Genomic DNA, 15,242 nt, shown 5'->3' on the forward strand with positions numbered 1-15,242 from the left:
CCGACAGGCTCCGAGTCCCGGCGCCGGGGAGCGCGGGCAGCCGACGACGGGAGGGGTCACGGGTATGGCAGCGCAGTTCGGTCGCCGACTTCGCAAGGGGGCGACCACCACCGCCGTGGCCGCCGTCGCCGTGGCGGCGCTGTCCGCCTCGGGTGCTCCCGGCACACCACTGGCCGGTGCGAGCGGCGACGCGCGGTCCACGGGAGCGGCGCCGCAGCCCGACGAGGGCGTGGCCACCGGGAATTCGCCGTACTACACGGAACTGCCGCCGCTGAACTCGCCCCACAAGCCGGGAACCACCATCGAGTCGCCCCTCACCGGCGGTTCGGAATCCGGCATACCGGCCTCGGTCCTGGCCGCGTACAAGAAGGCCGAACGGACCGTGGCCGACAGCGATGCCGCATGCCGGCTGCCGTGGCAACTGCTCGCCGCGATCGGCAAGGTGGAGTCCGGTCACGCCCGCGGCGGACGGGTCGACGCGGAGGGCACGACCTTCGCCCCGATCCTCGGCCCGGTGCTCGACGGCCGGGGCTTCGCCCTGATCAAGGACACCGACAACGGGGCGTACGACGGGGACGCGACGCACGACCGTGCCGTCGGCCCGATGCAGTTCATCCCGTCCACCTGGGCGACTTGGGGCCAGGACGGCAACGGCGACGGCCGCAAGGACCCCAACAACGTCTACGATGCCGCGCTCGCCGCAGCGCGCTATCTCTGCGCGGGCTCGCGAAACCTGTCCGTCGCCGCCGATCTCGACCGGGCGGTCCTGAGCTACAACCACTCGGACGTCTACCTCCGCACGGTCCGCTCCTGGTTCGACTACTACAAGCGCGGCACCCACGAGATTCCCGACGGCACCGGCACCCTTCCGCCCGCCCTCGGCAGCGGCACGGGCTCGGACTCCGGAGCCGGTTCGGGCTCCGGCACCACCGGCTCCTCCCCCACGCCGCCGGGGAAGACCAAGCCGAAGCCCGGTTCCGAGCCCAAGCCGAAGCCGCCCAAGCCGAAGCCCGGCGGCTCGACCGGTCCGACCCCGACCCCGACGCCGACTCCCACGCCCACCCCCACGCCGTCCCGGCCCCTCGCGCGGGTGGAGAACGCCGGGACCGGCCCCCTGACCGCCACCGCGGGCAGTGCGTTCACCGAGCGGATCAAGGTGCGGGCCAGGGACACCCTCGGCGGCGCGATGGCCGGGGTGTCCGTCACCTTCACCGTCACCGGCGACACGGACGCCGTCTTCGCCAACGGCAAGCCCGAGGTCACCGTCTCCACCGGGGCCGACGGTACGGCCACCGCCCCGGTGCTGAAGGCCGGCGAGCGCACCGGGGAGTTCAGGGTGCGTGCCGTCGCCACCGGCCGCGCGCTACCCGGCGTGGCTTACACCGCCACCGTCACCGCCCGGCAGGCCGACGAGATCACCAGGATCGGTGACAAGGCCCTGACCGCCGCGCCCGGCACGGCGTTCGCCGACCCCGTCGAGATCGAGGCCACCTACAAGAACGCGATCGCCGCGGGTGTCGCCGTGACCGCCACCCTGATCACCGACGGGGCCGAGCCCGGCGGGAACGAGCCGACCGAGAACGACAAGGGCCCGTACTTCAAGGACGAGGACGACAAGGTGGTCCGTTCGCTCACCGGCCTGAGGACGGGCGCGGACGGCAGGCTGGAGCTCCCCGGGCTCCACGCGGACGCCACCACGGGCACGTACAAGCTGCGCCTGACCGCCGAGGGCGGCGCCACGCTCGTCATCGACCTCGTGATCGAGGCCCCCGCGACCTGACGCCGTCTCCGCCCGGCCGGCACCCCGCGCCCCCGGCAGCCCCTCCGCCACCACCCGGCGGAGGGGCTGTTCCACGTGTTCCCCTCTCGCGTCCGTGTTGCTACGGTGCCCCAATCCTGACGACCTGTCAGTTCCGTTGCCGTCGGATCCGTGTTCACCGGGAGGACCGGCATGCGTGCCCTCGTCGCCGCCGCCATCGGACTTGCCGCGGCCCTCGCGCTCGTCCTCACCGTCTCCGCCATCGGGGCCCCGCCCGGAGAGACCTCGCCCGAACCATTGCTGACCACCGTCCCGGGACCCGAGAAGCAGTGACCTCCGGGGAACCGGGAACACCTGAAGCAGCCACGCGACAGGCAGCCGCGCGGCACGAAACGCACAGCGGAAGCAGCCACGAAAGCTGAGGGAGGGCACCACCATGCGCCGCCGAGCCAGCCTCGTACTCCTGGCCCTCGCCGTCTTCTTCGCCGCCATGGCGCCCCTGCTGCGCTGGTACGCCTTTCCGAGGCTGGCGAAGATCCCGCCCAGTCAGTACCAGGAGATGGTGCTGGAGGCGAAGCCCGCCACCCTCCTCGACTACAACGACGGCATGAAGGTCAAGCAGGTCCCGAAGGTCACCATCGTGCAGACCCTCAAGGGCAACGTGGAGGAGTCCGAGAGGATCGAACGCGACGCCGGACGCGACGTCGTCGTCTGGGACGCCCTCAGCTTCGTCGCCGGACCCGACGGCAAGATGGTCTCCGAGATCCCCGAGCGCTACATCTTCGACGCCCACAGCCAGGCACCCGTCCACGCCACCGGCGAAATGGTCGACGGCGACCCGGTCAGGCGCGAGGGCATCGAGTTCAAGTGGCCCTTCCTCACCGAGAAGCGCGACTACGAGTACTTCGACGCCCAGTCCCGTACCAGCTCGCCCATCCACTACAAGGGCACCCGCACCTTCCGAGGCATGGACGTCCACTACTTCGAGCAGACCGTCCCGTGGACGAAGGTCCCGATGCCGAAGAAGATGCCCATCAAGGGCGTCTCCCCGGAACAGATCGCGAAGACGGGCATGACCCGCTGGTACACCACCAAGCGGATGTTCTGGGTCGACCCGGTCACCGGAGCGCCCGTCAACGGCGAGGAGATCCACAAGGAGGAACTGCGCAACGCCAAGGCGATGGGCCTGCCGCAGGACACCGTCACCGTCTTCGCCGGACATGTGAAGATGCGCGAGGACTACATCGAGTCGACCGTCGCCCTGGTCACCTCGCAGCGCCTGCCGATCCTGCTGCTGACCTCGTTCCTGCCGTGGGGGTTCCTGGTTCTCGGCGCCGCGCTGCTCGCCCTCGCGCTGTGGCTGGAGGCACGCTCCCGGCGCCCGGAGGACGGGGGGCCCGCCGAACGGCGTCGCAAGGGGCCCGCCGAACGGCACGTCGACGCGACGACGCCCGCCCCGGACACGCCCCCTACTCCTGCCTGAGCCGGGCGTTGGTCAGCCGGGTCGCCGTCGCCGTCGCGGGGTCCTCCGGCCACGGGTGCTTCGGGTAACGGCCCCGCAGCTCCGCGCGCACCGCCCGGTAGCCGTCCCGCCAGAACGACTCCAGGTCCGCGGTGACCGCCGCGGGCCGCCCTGCGGGGGAGAGGAGATGGACCAGGACCGGCACCCCGGCCACCCTCGGCGTCCGGTCCAGGCCGAACAACTCCTGGAGCTTCACCGCGAGTACGGGCCGCTCCCCGCCGTACTCCACCCTGACCCGGGATCCGCTCGGCACCTCGATCCGCTCCGGCGCCAGCTCGTCCAGCCGGGCCGCCTCACCCGTCGCCCACGGCAGCAGCCGCCGCAGCGCCTGCCCCGCGTCGATCCGCCCCAGGTCGGAGCGGCGCCGGGCCCGCGACAGCTCGGGCTCCAGCCAGTCCCCGGCACGCGCCGCCAGCGCCTCGTCCGCCACATCGGGCCAGGGCGCCCCCACCGTCCGGTGCAGGAACGCGAGCCGCTCCCGCAACTGCCCGGCCTCCCGCGACCAGCGCAGCAACCCGAGCCCCTCGCGCCGCAGGCCCTCCACCAGCGCCTCTCGCACCACCGCGGGATCGGGCTCCGCCAACGGACGCACCGACAGCTCCACGGCGCCCAGCCGCTCCACCCGGCGGGCCACCACGTCGCCGTCCGCCCAGCGCACCTCCTCGCCCGCGTACCGCAGGTGTCCGGCGGCGGCCCGCGCCGTGGACTCGTCGATCACGGCGGCGAGCCGCACCCGCGCGGACGCCGCGTGCGCGGGCCGGTCGGCGACCGCGACCGCCAGCCACGGCGCACCCCGCAGCCCCGAACCCTCGCGGGTCTCCGCACCCGTGCCCGACACCATCAGGAACGCTCCCTCGCCGCGCGCCCGCGCCACCCGCTCGGGGAACGCCAGCGCGGCCACCAGGCCGACGGCGGCGTCGGTCAGGCCGGCCGGGGAGCCGCCCCCGGTCTCCCCGGCCGGCGCGGCCAGCCGCCGGACCTCCTGCCGCCAGCGCGCCGCGTACCCGTCCCCGCCCCGCCGGGCGGTCCGCAGTGCCGCCGCCAGATCATCCCCGTACTCCCGGGGCGGCTCCTCGCTCAGCAGCGCCACGACCTCGGCCGCCCGTCGCCCGCCGACCTCCGCGGCGCCGTCCAGCAGCGCCCGCGCCAGCCGTGGGTGCAGGCCCAGCCGCGACATCCGTACGCCCCGGTCGGTGACCCGCCCCCGGGCGTCCACGGCGCCGACCGCCGTCAGCACCTCGCGCGCCGCGCCCATCGCACCGGCGGGCGGCGGGTCGAGCAGCGCCAGCCGCGACGCCTCCGGATCGCCCCAGCAGGCCGCCTGCAACGCGAACGCCGTCAGATCGGCCACCGCGATCTCCGGGGACGGGAACCGCGCGAGCCGCCCGTTCTCCGCCTGCTCCCAGCAGCGGTACACCACCCCGGGCGCCTCACGCCCGGCCCGGCCCGCCCGCTGCCGCCCCGTGGCCCGCGAGGCGCGCACGGTCGTCAGGGCGCTCAGCCCCCGCGCGTGATCGGTACGGGGCTCCCTGGCCAGTCCCGAGTCGACCACGACCCGCACCCCGGGCACCGTCAGCGACGACTCCGCGACCGAGGTCGCCAGCACCACCCGCCGGCCGCCGGACGACCCGGCCAGCACCGCGTCCTGCACCGCCGCCGGGGCCCGCCCGTGCACCTGGAGCACCTCGGCGTCCACCCCGGCGAGCTGCCCCGCCACCCGTCCGAGCTCGCCCGCACCGGGCAGGAAGCACAGCACGTCGCCGTCCTGTTCGGCGAGCGCCCGGCGCACCGTCGCGGCGACGTGCGCCTGAAACGCCGGATCGACCCTCATGCCGTGCGGCGGCCGAACCGGCCCGGCGGGCGGCGCCCACACCACCTCCACCGGATGCGAGACGCCCCGCGCCTCCACCACCGGGGCATCGCCCAGCAGTCGTGCCCAGCCCGCCGCGTCCGTGGTCGCGGACGCGGCGACCAGCCGCAGATCGGGGCGGAGGGTCTCCCGCACGTCGAGGAGGAACGCGGCGACGGTGTCCGCGTCCAGGTGCCGCTCGTGGCACTCGTCGATGATCACCACGTCGACCCCGGTCAGCTCCTGGTCGCGCTGGAGCCGCTGGAGGAGCACCCCGGTGGTCACCACCTCCACCACAGTGTCGCGCCCCGCCGCCCGCTCGCCGCGGACCGTGAACCCGACCCGCCCGCCGACCCGCTCCCCGAGGAGCCAGGCCATCCGCCGCGCCGCCGCCCGCGCCGCGATCCGGCGCGGTTCGGCGACCACCACGCGGCGGGCCGGCCCGCCGCCGGTCAGCCCGGCCAGGACCAGCGGCACCAGGGTCGTCTTGCCGGTGCCGGGCGGTGCGCACAGCACCGCGGTGCCGTGGTCGTCGAGCGCCCGCTCGAGGGCAGGCACGGCGGTGCGAACGGGCAACTGTTCCAGGGCGTGGGCGCGGATCACGCCCCCAGTCTGGTACGAGGCCGCGCGGTGCCCGCAATCGGCCTCGTACGCGGCCGGTCGGCGGCCACGAACCGGGACCGGCCCCGGCTTCCGCGCGGGCGGGTCGGAGTCCGGGGCCGGCACGGGCGCCCCGTGGCAGGGCGGCGGCCGCGGTCGGATCCGGGACTCAGTCCCGTTCGCAGACGAAGATCGCCGTGCCCGGGATCAAGTGGCCGCGCAGCGGGGACCAGCCGCCCCACTCCTGCTGGTTCCAGGCGGGCCACTCCGGTTCGACGAGGTCGACCAGCCGGAACCCGCCGGCCACCACGTCCCGCACCCGGTCGCCCAGCGTCCGGTGGTGCTCGACGTACACCGCCTCGCCGCGCTCGTCCTGCTCGACGTAGGGCGTGCGGTCGAAGTAGGAGGCCGCGACCGACAGGCCCTCGGGCCCCGGCTCGTCCGGGAACGCCCAGCGGATCGGGTGCGTCACCGAGAACACCCAGCGTCCGCCGGGTCGCAGTACCCGGCGCACCTCGCGGAACACGCGCACGGGGTCGGCGACGAACGGCACCGCGCCGTACGCCGAGCACGCCAGGTCGAACGCGCCGTCGCGGAACGGCAGCACCCCGGCGTCGGCCTCCACGAGCGGCACCCCGCCGCCGATCCGCAGCGCGTGCTGCAGCTGCCGGTGCGACAGGTCCAGGGCGACCGGGCGGGCCCCCTGCGCGGCCAGCCAGCGCGAGCACTGCGCGGCGCCGGCGCCGATCTCCAGGACGTCGAGGCCCTTCAGCGACTCGGCCGGACCCAGCAGACCGGCCTCGGCCTCGTCGAGCCCCTCGGGACCCCAGACGAAGCGGTCGTCGCCGAGGAACGCGCCGTGGTCGCTCTGGTACTCGTCGGCGTTCCGGTCCCACCAGCCGCGACTGGCCCGGCTGCTCTCGGTCTCCGAGGCCGCGCGGCGGGTCGCCTCCGGCTCGGGCAGGTGCATCTCTTGGCTCATCGTGTCCGTCGTTGTAGTTTGCCTTCACCCCGTCGTACGCGATATGCGCCAGGGGCCGTCCGACCAGCGGGGCTCCGTACCGAAGGGAACGCGCCCCGCGGCCGACGCGGCCTCGTGGAACACGAAATCTGCCGGAATTGGGCTGATGCGTCGCGGGTGTGCGCCTTCGTGCATTGACCGTGCCCGGCTGCCCCCGTATGCTACAAGTTGCGCTGCGAGCCTGCGCGCCTCAGACCTAGCAGGTCGCGCTCGCATCTGTTGTATGTCCCCTCGGTTCACGAGGCGCCTCCCGTACGGCGGGTCCGGTGCTTCCCGGGCTGTCCGGCTTCTGCAGAGGCGATACGGGCTTCCGGCGTAGCAGTACCTACGACTCACTGTCCGTACCGGAGCCCTTTCCCACATGACGAGCAGCACCGAGACCACCGCCACCACCCCGCAGGTAGCGGTCAACGACATCGGTAACGAGGAAGCCTTCCTCGCCGCGATCGACGAGACGATCAAGTACTTCAACGACGGCGACATCGTCGACGGCGTCATCGTGAAGGTCGACCGGGACGAGGTCCTGCTCGACATCGGTTACAAGACCGAAGGCGTCATCCCCTCCCGCGAGCTCTCGATCAAGCACGACGTCGACCCCAACGAGGTCGTCAAGGTCGGCGACGAGATCGAGGCCCTGGTTCTCCAGAAGGAGGACAAGGAAGGTCGCCTCATCCTGTCCAAGAAGCGCGCTCAGTACGAGCGTGCCTGGGGCACGATCGAGAAGATCAAGGAAGAGGACGGGATCGTCACCGGTACCGTCATCGAGGTCGTCAAGGGTGGTCTCATCCTCGACATCGGCCTCCGCGGCTTCCTGCCGGCCTCCCTCGTCGAGATGCGCCGCGTCCGTGACCTCCAGCCCTACGTGGGCAAGGAGCTCGAGGCCAAGATCATCGAGCTGGACAAGAACCGCAACAACGTGGTCCTGTCCCGCCGTGCCTGGCTGGAGCAGACCCAGAGCGAGGTCCGCCAGACGTTCCTCACGACCCTGCAGAAGGGCCAGGTCCGCTCCGGCGTCGTCTCCTCGATCGTCAACTTCGGTGCGTTCGTGGACCTTGGCGGCGTCGACGGTCTCGTGCACGTCTCCGAGCTGTCCTGGAAGCACATCGACCACCCCTCCGAGGTCGTCGAGGTCGGCCAGGAGGTCACGGTCGAGGTCCTCGACGTCGACATGGACCGCGAGCGCGTCTCCCTGTCGCTCAAGGCGACGCAGGAGGACCCGTGGCAGCAGTTCGCCCGTACGCACCAGATCGGGCAGGTCGTTCCCGGTAAGGTCACCAAGCTCGTTCCGTTCGGTGCGTTCGTGCGCGTCGACGAGGGCATCGAGGGCCTGGTCCACATCTCCGAGCTGGCCGAGCGCCACGTGGAGATCCCGGAGCAGGTCGTCCAGGTCAACGACGAGATCTTCGTCAAGGTCATCGACATCGACCTGGAGCGCCGCCGCATCAGCCTCTCGCTGAAGCAGGCCAACGAGTCCTTCGGTGCCGACCCGGCGTCGGTCGAGTTCGACCCGACCCTGTACGGCATGGCCGCGTCCTACGACGACCAGGGCAACTACATCTACCCCGAGGGCTTCGACCCCGAGACCAACGACTGGCTCGAGGGCTACGAGGCTCAGCGCGAGGCGTGGGAGACGCAGTACGCCGAGGCGCAGCAGCGCTTCGAGCAGCACCAGGCCCAGGTCATCAAGTCCCGCGAGGCCGACGAGGCCGCCGCTGCCGAGGGCGCTGCCGCCCCGGCCGGTGGTGCCCCGGCCGCCTCCGGCGGCAGCGGTGGCTCGTACTCCTCGGAGTCGGCGGACAACTCCGGCGCCCTGGCGTCGGACGAGGCCCTGGCCGCTCTGCGCGAGAAGCTGGCGGGCGGCCAGAGCTGACGCTCCGCCCCCGGCCCCTCCGGTCGGTGAATGATCGGAGCAGCTGACGGTGAGGCCCGTTCCCTTCGGGGAACGGGCCTCATGCGTGTGCGTGGGGCGGCTTCGCGCGGGGCGGCTTCGCGCGCCCGCCGAGGGGGTGGTCCGCGTGGGTGGTTCCGTTCCGTGCGGGTGGCCTCGTTCCGCGCGGGGCGCTTCTACGGCGTGACGGTGATGTTGGTGAGCCCCTTGCCTCCGGTCACCGTGTTGCTGCTGTAGACGGTGGTCGGGCAGCTCGCGCCGTAGTTGGTGACGTTGATCGCGATCCGCTTGTCGCCCGTGGAGCCGGACAGGTCCGAGGCGTTGTCGCGGAACACGGTGCCGCAGCCCCAGCCCTTCTGCTGGGTGTGGGTCTCGTAACCGTTGTTCGTGGTACGCGAGCCCCGGTTGCCCTGGACCAGGACGTCGTTGCCCTTCACATCCACCCAGGAGTCGTCGTAGTTGGCGCCGGTCAGGCCGCTGCCGTCGAAGGTGTTGCCGATGACCCTCGCCCCGGTGGTGCCCTCCTTGATGTCGATGTTCTCGCCCCCGACTCCGGGACCGATCGTGTTGTTCAGGATCTGGACCCCGTCGCTCCGGTCGGAGAGATCCCCCGCCGTGCCGACGTACACCCCCTCGCCCATGCCGCTGCCGTCCTGCCCGGTGTCGTGGATCCGCGAGTTCTTGATGACGCCGTTCTTGCTGGACCTGCGGAAGTGGACGCCTTCCATGTCCAGATCGTGCACGGTCACGGAGTCGATCACGACGTCCGTGGCGGCGTCGGCCATGATGCCCTTCTGACCGCCGGTGACGGTGATGCCCCGGACGGTCCAGTAGGAGGCGCCGTTGAGATGCAGCCCGTAGCCGCCGCCGGCCGTGAGGACCGCCCTCGCGGAGCCGGTGAGGGTGATCCGGGCGGAGGCGGTGGCGAGGACCGTCGCCTTGAAGTTCCCCTTGTACGTGCCGTCGGCGAGGCGGATCGTGTCGCCGGGGGTGGCGGCGGCGAGGGCGGACTTGAGCTGGGCGGCGGTGCTCACGTCGACGACCTCGGCCGTGGTGGCCGTGTCCACGTCGGTGGTGGCCGCGGCCGCGGGGGTGAGGGAGGGGGCGCCGGTGGCGAGTGCGGAGGCCAGCAGGGCGGGGAGCAGGACGCGGGTGCGCATGGGGGGCCTTCCCGTCGGAGGAGTCCAGGGCGTGCTCGCCTCACGTCGCTCTCGGACATGAGCGCTTCATGTCGTTCGTACATGAACATGGGGTGGGTCCCTGAACTTTCGCTCAGTGACGGTAGGGATGTGGTGGGGGAGTGTCAAGGTATGGACCAGGGTTCGCGGCGGTGGCCGGTGCCGTGATGTGGTGTGAACTCGTCCGGCACACGGGCGAGTTCAGCGACGTGAACGCCAACGCCCTGGCTGGCGCCCCCTGATCGTGCCGCGGCGTGCGGGAGTCCTGGTGGAATCGCGAGGGGCCCGGCGGGCCGGCGGCGTGTGCCTTTCCGGTGGGGAGAGCGACGGCGCCCGGGACGCTCGCTCTCTCGCACGGGTTCTGGAGTGAACGGTCAGTGAACCGTCGCCCGAGGAGCCGCGGCCCGGGAATGCTCGTGTCCCGTCGGATGTTCTTGTCCAGGAACACGAGGAGGAGCGGTAACCGTGCCTGATCCGCAGAGTTTGTACGAATGGGAGCCGAAGGGGCTGGCCGTCGTCGACATGGCGCTCGCCCAGGAATCGGCCGGTCTGGTCATGCTCTACCACTTCGACGGGTACATCGACGCGGGTGAGACCGGCGAGCAGATCGTCGACGGCCTGCTCGAAACGCTGCCGCACCAGGTCGTCGCCCGCTTCGACCACGACCGGCTCGTCGACTACCGCGCGCGACGGCCGCTGCTGACCTTCCGGCGCGACCGGTGGGCGGGCTACGAGGCCCCGGTGCTGGAGGTCCGCGTCGTGCAGGACGCCACCGGTGCGCCGTTCCTGCTCCTCTCCGGGCCCGAGCCGGACGTGGAGTGGGAGCGCTTCGCCGCCGCCGTCGAGCAGATCGTCGAGCGCCTCGGTGTCCGCCTCGCGGTCACTTTCCACGGCATCCCGATGGGCGTCCCGCACACCCGCCCCGTCGGCATCACCCCGCACGGGAACCGCACGGACCTGATGCCCGGCCACCGCAGCCCGTTCGACGAGGCGCAGGTCCCTGGTTCGGCCGAAGCGCTGGTGGAGTACCGGCTGATGGAGGCCGGGCACGACGTCCTCGGCGTCGCGGCGCATGTGCCGCACTACGTCGCCCGCTCCGCCTACCCGGACGCGGCGCTCACCGCCCTGGAGTCGATCACGGCCGCGACCGGGCTGGTCCTGCCGTCCGTCGCCCATGCGCTGCGCACCGAGGCGCACCGCACCCAGACCGAGATCGAGCGGCAGATCGGCCAGGGGGACGAGGAACTCGTCTCGCTCGTCGAGGGCCTTGAGCACCAGTACGACGCGGTCGCGGGTGCCGAGACCCGGGGCAATCTGGTCGCCGAGCCGGTCGAGCTGCCGTCCGCCGACGAGATCGGCCGCGAATTCGAGCGTTTCCTCGCGGAGCGTGAAGGGGATGCCTGACCGTTCGTCCCGGGCCGCCTCCCTGGGGGCCCCGGTCGCGGCACTAGGCTGCCCGGCATGCTGAAAGTGGGCCTGACCGGTGGTATCGGTGCCGGCAAGAGTGAAGTGTCGCGGCTGCTCGTCGGCTACGGGGCGGTACTGATCGACGCGGACCGGATCGCGCGCGAGGTCGTCGAGCCGGGGACGCCCGGTCTCGCGGCCGTCGTCGACGCGTTCGGCACGGACGTGCTGACCGCCGAGGGTGCCCTGGACCGCCCGAAGCTCGGCTCGATCGTGTTCTCCGACGCCGACCGGCTCGCCACGCTCAACGCGATCGTCCACCCGCTGGTCGGCGCCCGTTCCGCCGAACTGGAACGGGCGGCGGGCCCCGACGCGATCGTCGTCCACGATGTCCCCCTCCTCACCGAGAACGGGCTCGCCCCGCTCTACGACGTGGTGGTCGTCGTGGACGCCGGTCCGCGAACCCAGCTCGACCGGCTCGTACGGCTGCGCGGCATGACCGGGGCCGAGGCCCGCGCCCGGATGTCCGCGCAGGCCACCCGGGAGCAGCGGCGTGCCGTGGCCGACCTGGTCATCGACAACGACGGCCCGCTGGAGGAGCTGGAGCCGCAGGTCCGCGCGGTGTGGGCGGAGCTGACCCGGCGGGCCGCGGCCAAGGGCTGAGGCGACCGCGGCCAACGGCCGGGACGGCCGCGGTCGTTGGGCCGGGACGAGCACCGAGGCGGCGGCCCGTGCCCGGCGTACGCCGTATCGGAACAGCGGGCCCCGGCCGGGAGTTGAGAACGGGGAGACGAAGGGAGGGCCTGATCGTGCCCGAGAGGACCCGGAGGCCGATTTGGTCGACTTCCGCGCCGCTGAGCACCTGCTGGCGGCTCGTGACCCCCGGGGCGCGGTCAAGCTCCTGGACTCGGTGATCGCGTGCCCGCGCGTTCTTCGCCGCAGCCCAACTGCGCGCGGCCGAGCTGGAATTCGAGCTCGTGCTGGAGCGTGAACCGGACAACGCCTTTGCGCACTTCGCGCTCGCCCGCACCTTCGAGCGGTCCGGCCGCTCCGAGCGGTCCGGCCGTCACTTCCGGCTGGCCGCAGCGCTGGATCCGAAGCCGGAGTAACTGGAGGCGGCCCGCTTCCGGACCGGGACCTGACGTTCCGGGAACGGCCGACCTTCCGGGGAGGACCGGCCTCCCGGCGCGGGCCGACGGCCCGGGAAGGGCACACGACGGGCGAGGGCGCCCGCCTGTCGTAGGGCCGCCGGGTCAGTGACCGTACCGTCCGCGTCCGCCGTGGTCGGGTTCGTACGGGGGGATGTCGCGGCCCGGCTGGTAGTGCGGGCCCTGGTGGATGTGGTGGATGATCACCACGATGTCCGCGAGGACCAGCAGGAACAGCAGGCCGCAGGCGGCGGCCCAGCCCGGGTGGCCGGCCAGCGTGAAGGCGGTCAGGCCGAAGACGGCCCAGGCCAGCCCCCATAGACTCAGGCACAGCCGCAGTCGCAGGGGACTACGGGCGGTCGTCGGTTCGTTACCGGTACGCATGGTGATCGCCTCTCCTACCAGGATGGACCCGCGACGGCGTTTTGGGGACATGTCGACACCGATCCGGGTCGGCAGCGAGTCGAGGGGATCATGCGTGAACGGCGCGTCATGGGAGGACCGCACAGGCCGCAGGGCGCGGGTGCGGGGCTGTCTGTTGGGCGGGGCGATAGGGGACGCCCTGGGGAATCCGGTGGAGTTCCTTTCGCTCGCCGGTATCCGGCGTGCGCATGGTGAGCACGGCGTGCGGGGGCTCCTCGCGGACGAGGAAGGCGTCGTCGGCCGGGTCACGGACGACACCCAGATGACCCTGTTCACGGCCGAGGGGCTGATCAGGGCCCACTCCCGGGCGGCGGCGAAGGGCATCGGCGGCGCCGAGACCGCGATCCTGCGGAACGCCTATCTGCGCTGGCTGGACACTCAGAATCACCCCGCCCCGCCGACTCGCGGCGGCGACGACCCGGTGCGGACCGGGCGGCTCAGGCTGGAGCCCTGGCTGTACGCGCGCCGGGCACCCGGCAACGCCTGCCTGACCGGTCTCGCCACCGGTCATGTGCCGGAGCCGGTGGCCCGGCTCGGCGGGCCGGGCCCCGTGAACACCGGGTCCAAGGGGTGCGGCACCGTGATGCGGTCGGCGCCGTTCGGCCTGGTGGGGGCGGATGCGGAGGAGGGTTTCCGGCTCGCCTACTGGTGCGCGCAGATCACCCACGGCCATCCGACCGGCGGGTACGCGGCCGGGGCGCTCGCGGCGATCGTCGCCCATCTCCTGGAGGGCGACTCGATGGCGGGCGCGGTGCTGCGGGCCATGGAACTGCTGGGCCGCCATCCGGGGCACGAGGAGACCACGGCGGCGTTGCGCGCTGCCGTGGACCTGGCCGCCGGGGGGCAGCCGACGGCCGAGAAGGTGGAGACCCTGGGTGCGGGCTGGATCGCGGAGGAGGCCCTGGCCATCGCCGTGTACTGCGCTCTGGTGCTGCCGGGCGCCGATCAGGTGGCGCAGGCGCTGCTGCTCTCGGTCAACCACTCCGGCGACAGCGACTCCACCGGGGCGGTCTGCGGCAATCTGCTCGGCGCCCGCCACGGCGACGTCCACCTTCCGCCGTCCTGGCTGGTGGCGACCGAGGGGCGCACGGTGATCGGCGGGCTGGCCGACGATCTGTGCCTGGAGTTCGAGCAATCGGTCGTGTGGCCCGCCGACCGCTATCCGATGTGCTGACGGAACCCGTCCGCCGTCCGCCGCACACACCGGCCGGGGAGCGGGGGTGTGCGGCGTTCGGCAACGGCCCTCCGCATGAGGGCCGGTGACGTCGGGTCGGCGGCCGGGGACCGGTGACCGCGGGGCGGTCGGTCGTGTCAGTCGGTCAGCAGCTTGGCGCGCAGCGCGGCCACCGTCGCGTCGTCGATCTTCAGCCCTTCCCGTACGTAGGTGTCGAAGTCGCCGTACAGGTGGTCCACCTCGGCGAAGGCCGCGCGCAGCCAACCGAGCTCGACGGCCTTCGGGTTGCCGGTGTACTGGTTGCTGGCGAGGAAGTCCGCCTCGACGGTGTCACGCGGGACACCGAGCACGGTGAGCAGGACGGCCGTGCCCCAGCCGGTGCGGTCCTTGCCCGCGCTGCAGTGGAAGACGGTCGCGCCGGAGCCGTTCGTGGCGACGGCGGTGAGCAGATCGCGGAACGCGTAGTCGGCGCCCACGAAGTCGACCATGAACGGGTAGCCGATGGACTGGCCGAGGTCGGACGAGCCGGAGAGCAGCCCGGCCGCGATGGCCTTGGCCAGGGTCGTCAGGGCCGAGTCGTGGAAGCGGAGGCCGTGGCTGAGCGACGCGACGTCCGCGACCTGGTACTTCACGCCCGCGGGCAGTCGGTCGGGGTCCTCGTGCCGTTCGATCGCGTTGCGCAGGTCCACGTCGAGGGTGACGCGCTGGGAGACCAGCCGCTGCTGCTCGGCGTCGGTGAGGCCACTGAGCTTGTTGGAGCGGTAGACCAGGCCGGAGCGCACCCAGTGGCCGTCGGTGGTGCGGTAGCCGCCGATGTCACGGAAGTTGCGGGCGGACTCGATGCCCAGCGAACGGTCGGCGACGACGAGGGGCGAGCCGCCGTCCGGCGTCAGCCGGAAGTACCAGCGTCCGGCCTCGGGGAGCGTCCCGGCGGGGACGGTCAGCGAGCCGGTGCCGGGCGCAGTGCCCACCGGGATGCCGGTGGTGGCGTCGGGGGAGGTGACGGCGGTGACGGTCACCGATCCGGCGGGGGACGACCAGGAGAGCGTGTGCCCGCCGTCCGCGGTGCGCTGGGCGGTCGCCGCGGTGAACGGCACGGCGGCCCGTACCGTGGCGGCGGCCCCCGCCTTCGGCGAGGCGTCCGGCGCGGCGGCGACGGCGGGCGGGACCAGGACGGTGCCGGCGAGCAGGGCGGCCAGGACGGCGGCGTGGGTGATGCGGTGCGTGCGCATGGTGCTCCTTGTCTGCGTTCCCGGGGGGAGGTCTGTGTCCCTGG

General features: G+C 72.7%; 12 protein-coding genes and 1 pseudogene. 8 read left to right on the forward strand and 5 right to left on the reverse strand.

The annotated features are described in order from the left end of the window. The first annotated feature begins 64 nt into the window (after positions 1–64). The 3 genes from ACFYY6_RS21595 (at position 65) to ACFYY6_RS21605 (ending at position 3,242) form a co-directional block, all read left to right on the forward strand. Entirely contained in the window at positions 65–1,780 is a 1,716-nt protein-coding gene (locus ACFYY6_RS21595) for a lytic murein transglycosylase (protein WP_388649396.1), read from the forward strand. A 171-nt stretch (positions 1,781–1,951) separates the two neighbouring features. Then, positions 1,952–2,092: an SPW_0924 family protein gene (locus ACFYY6_RS21600; RefSeq protein WP_351520606.1), complete on the forward strand. Its 141-nt coding sequence runs from the start codon at positions 1,952–1,954 to the stop codon at positions 2,090–2,092. 103 nt (positions 2,093–2,195) lie between these two features. Beyond that, a complete protein-coding gene (locus ACFYY6_RS21605) occupies positions 2,196–3,242 on the forward strand; it encodes a DUF3068 domain-containing protein (protein ID WP_389194661.1) in 1,047 nt (348 codons plus the stop codon). Here ACFYY6_RS21605 and hrpB read toward each other — a convergent pair. Beyond that, the gene (hrpB, locus tag ACFYY6_RS21610) at positions 3,229–5,733 is read right to left on the reverse strand and encodes an ATP-dependent helicase HrpB (RefSeq protein WP_389194664.1); all 2,505 of its coding nucleotides are present in this window, start codon (positions 5,731–5,733) and stop codon (positions 3,229–3,231) included. The genes ACFYY6_RS21605 and hrpB overlap by 14 nt on opposite strands. Positions 5,734–5,899: 166 nt before the next feature. Further along, on the reverse strand, positions 5,900–6,700 hold the full coding sequence (locus ACFYY6_RS21615; RefSeq protein WP_351520617.1) for a methyltransferase domain-containing protein: 801 nt from the start codon (positions 6,698–6,700) through the stop codon (positions 5,900–5,902). A gap of 412 nt (positions 6,701–7,112) precedes the next feature. On the opposite strand from ACFYY6_RS21615, the gene rpsA reads away from it, so the two are divergent. After that, a complete protein-coding gene (rpsA, locus tag ACFYY6_RS21620; RefSeq protein WP_073788681.1) occupies positions 7,113–8,621 on the forward strand; it encodes a 30S ribosomal protein S1 in 1,509 nt (502 codons plus the stop codon). Positions 8,622–8,815: 194 nt separating this feature from the next. On the opposite strand, the gene ACFYY6_RS21625 is transcribed toward rpsA, so the two are convergent. Then, positions 8,816–9,799, reverse strand: a complete 984-nt coding sequence (locus tag ACFYY6_RS21625) for a right-handed parallel beta-helix repeat-containing protein (RefSeq protein WP_351520601.1) — start codon at positions 9,797–9,799, stop codon at positions 8,816–8,818. Positions 9,800–10,282: 483 nt separating this feature from the next. Here ACFYY6_RS21625 and ACFYY6_RS21630 point away from each other — a divergent pair, with 483 nt between their 5' ends. The 3 genes and pseudogenes from ACFYY6_RS21630 (at position 10,283) to ACFYY6_RS21640 (ending at position 12,330) form a co-directional block, all read left to right on the forward strand. After that, positions 10,283–11,221 carry a PAC2 family protein gene (locus ACFYY6_RS21630; protein ID WP_351520599.1) on the forward strand — a complete coding sequence of 313 codons (939 nt, stop codon included), beginning with the start codon at positions 10,283–10,285 and terminating at the stop codon, positions 11,219–11,221. Between the two features lie 57 nt (positions 11,222–11,278). Next, complete coding sequence (gene coaE, locus ACFYY6_RS21635; RefSeq protein ID WP_351520597.1) at positions 11,279–11,884, forward strand: dephospho-CoA kinase; 606 nt, start codon at positions 11,279–11,281, stop codon at positions 11,882–11,884. A 172-nt stretch (positions 11,885–12,056) separates the two neighbouring features. Further along, positions 12,057–12,330 (forward strand): annotated as a pseudogene (locus tag ACFYY6_RS21640) (hypothetical protein). Between the two features lie 144 nt (positions 12,331–12,474). On the opposite strand, the gene ACFYY6_RS21645 reads toward ACFYY6_RS21640, so the two are convergent. Then, on the reverse strand, positions 12,475–12,753 hold the full coding sequence (locus tag ACFYY6_RS21645) for a DUF6343 family protein (RefSeq protein ID WP_351623526.1): 279 nt from the start codon (positions 12,751–12,753) through the stop codon (positions 12,475–12,477). A 94-nt stretch (positions 12,754–12,847) separates the two neighbouring features. Between ACFYY6_RS21645 and ACFYY6_RS21650 the strand changes: the two genes are divergently transcribed. After that, on the forward strand, positions 12,848–13,966 hold the full coding sequence (locus ACFYY6_RS21650) for an ADP-ribosylglycohydrolase family protein (protein WP_389194667.1): 1,119 nt from the start codon (positions 12,848–12,850) through the stop codon (positions 13,964–13,966). A 137-nt stretch (positions 13,967–14,103) separates the two neighbouring features. Here ACFYY6_RS21650 and ACFYY6_RS21655 read toward each other — a convergent pair whose 3' ends face one another. Further along, positions 14,104–15,198, reverse strand: a complete 1,095-nt coding sequence (locus ACFYY6_RS21655; protein WP_389194670.1) for a tyrosine-protein phosphatase — start codon at positions 15,196–15,198, stop codon at positions 14,104–14,106. Between the last annotated feature and the right edge of the window lie 44 nt (positions 15,199–15,242).

Source organism: Streptomyces sp. NPDC001750, from assembly GCF_042892615.1.
In the GTDB taxonomy this organism is placed as follows: Bacteria; Actinomycetota; Actinomycetes; order Streptomycetales; family Streptomycetaceae; genus Streptomyces.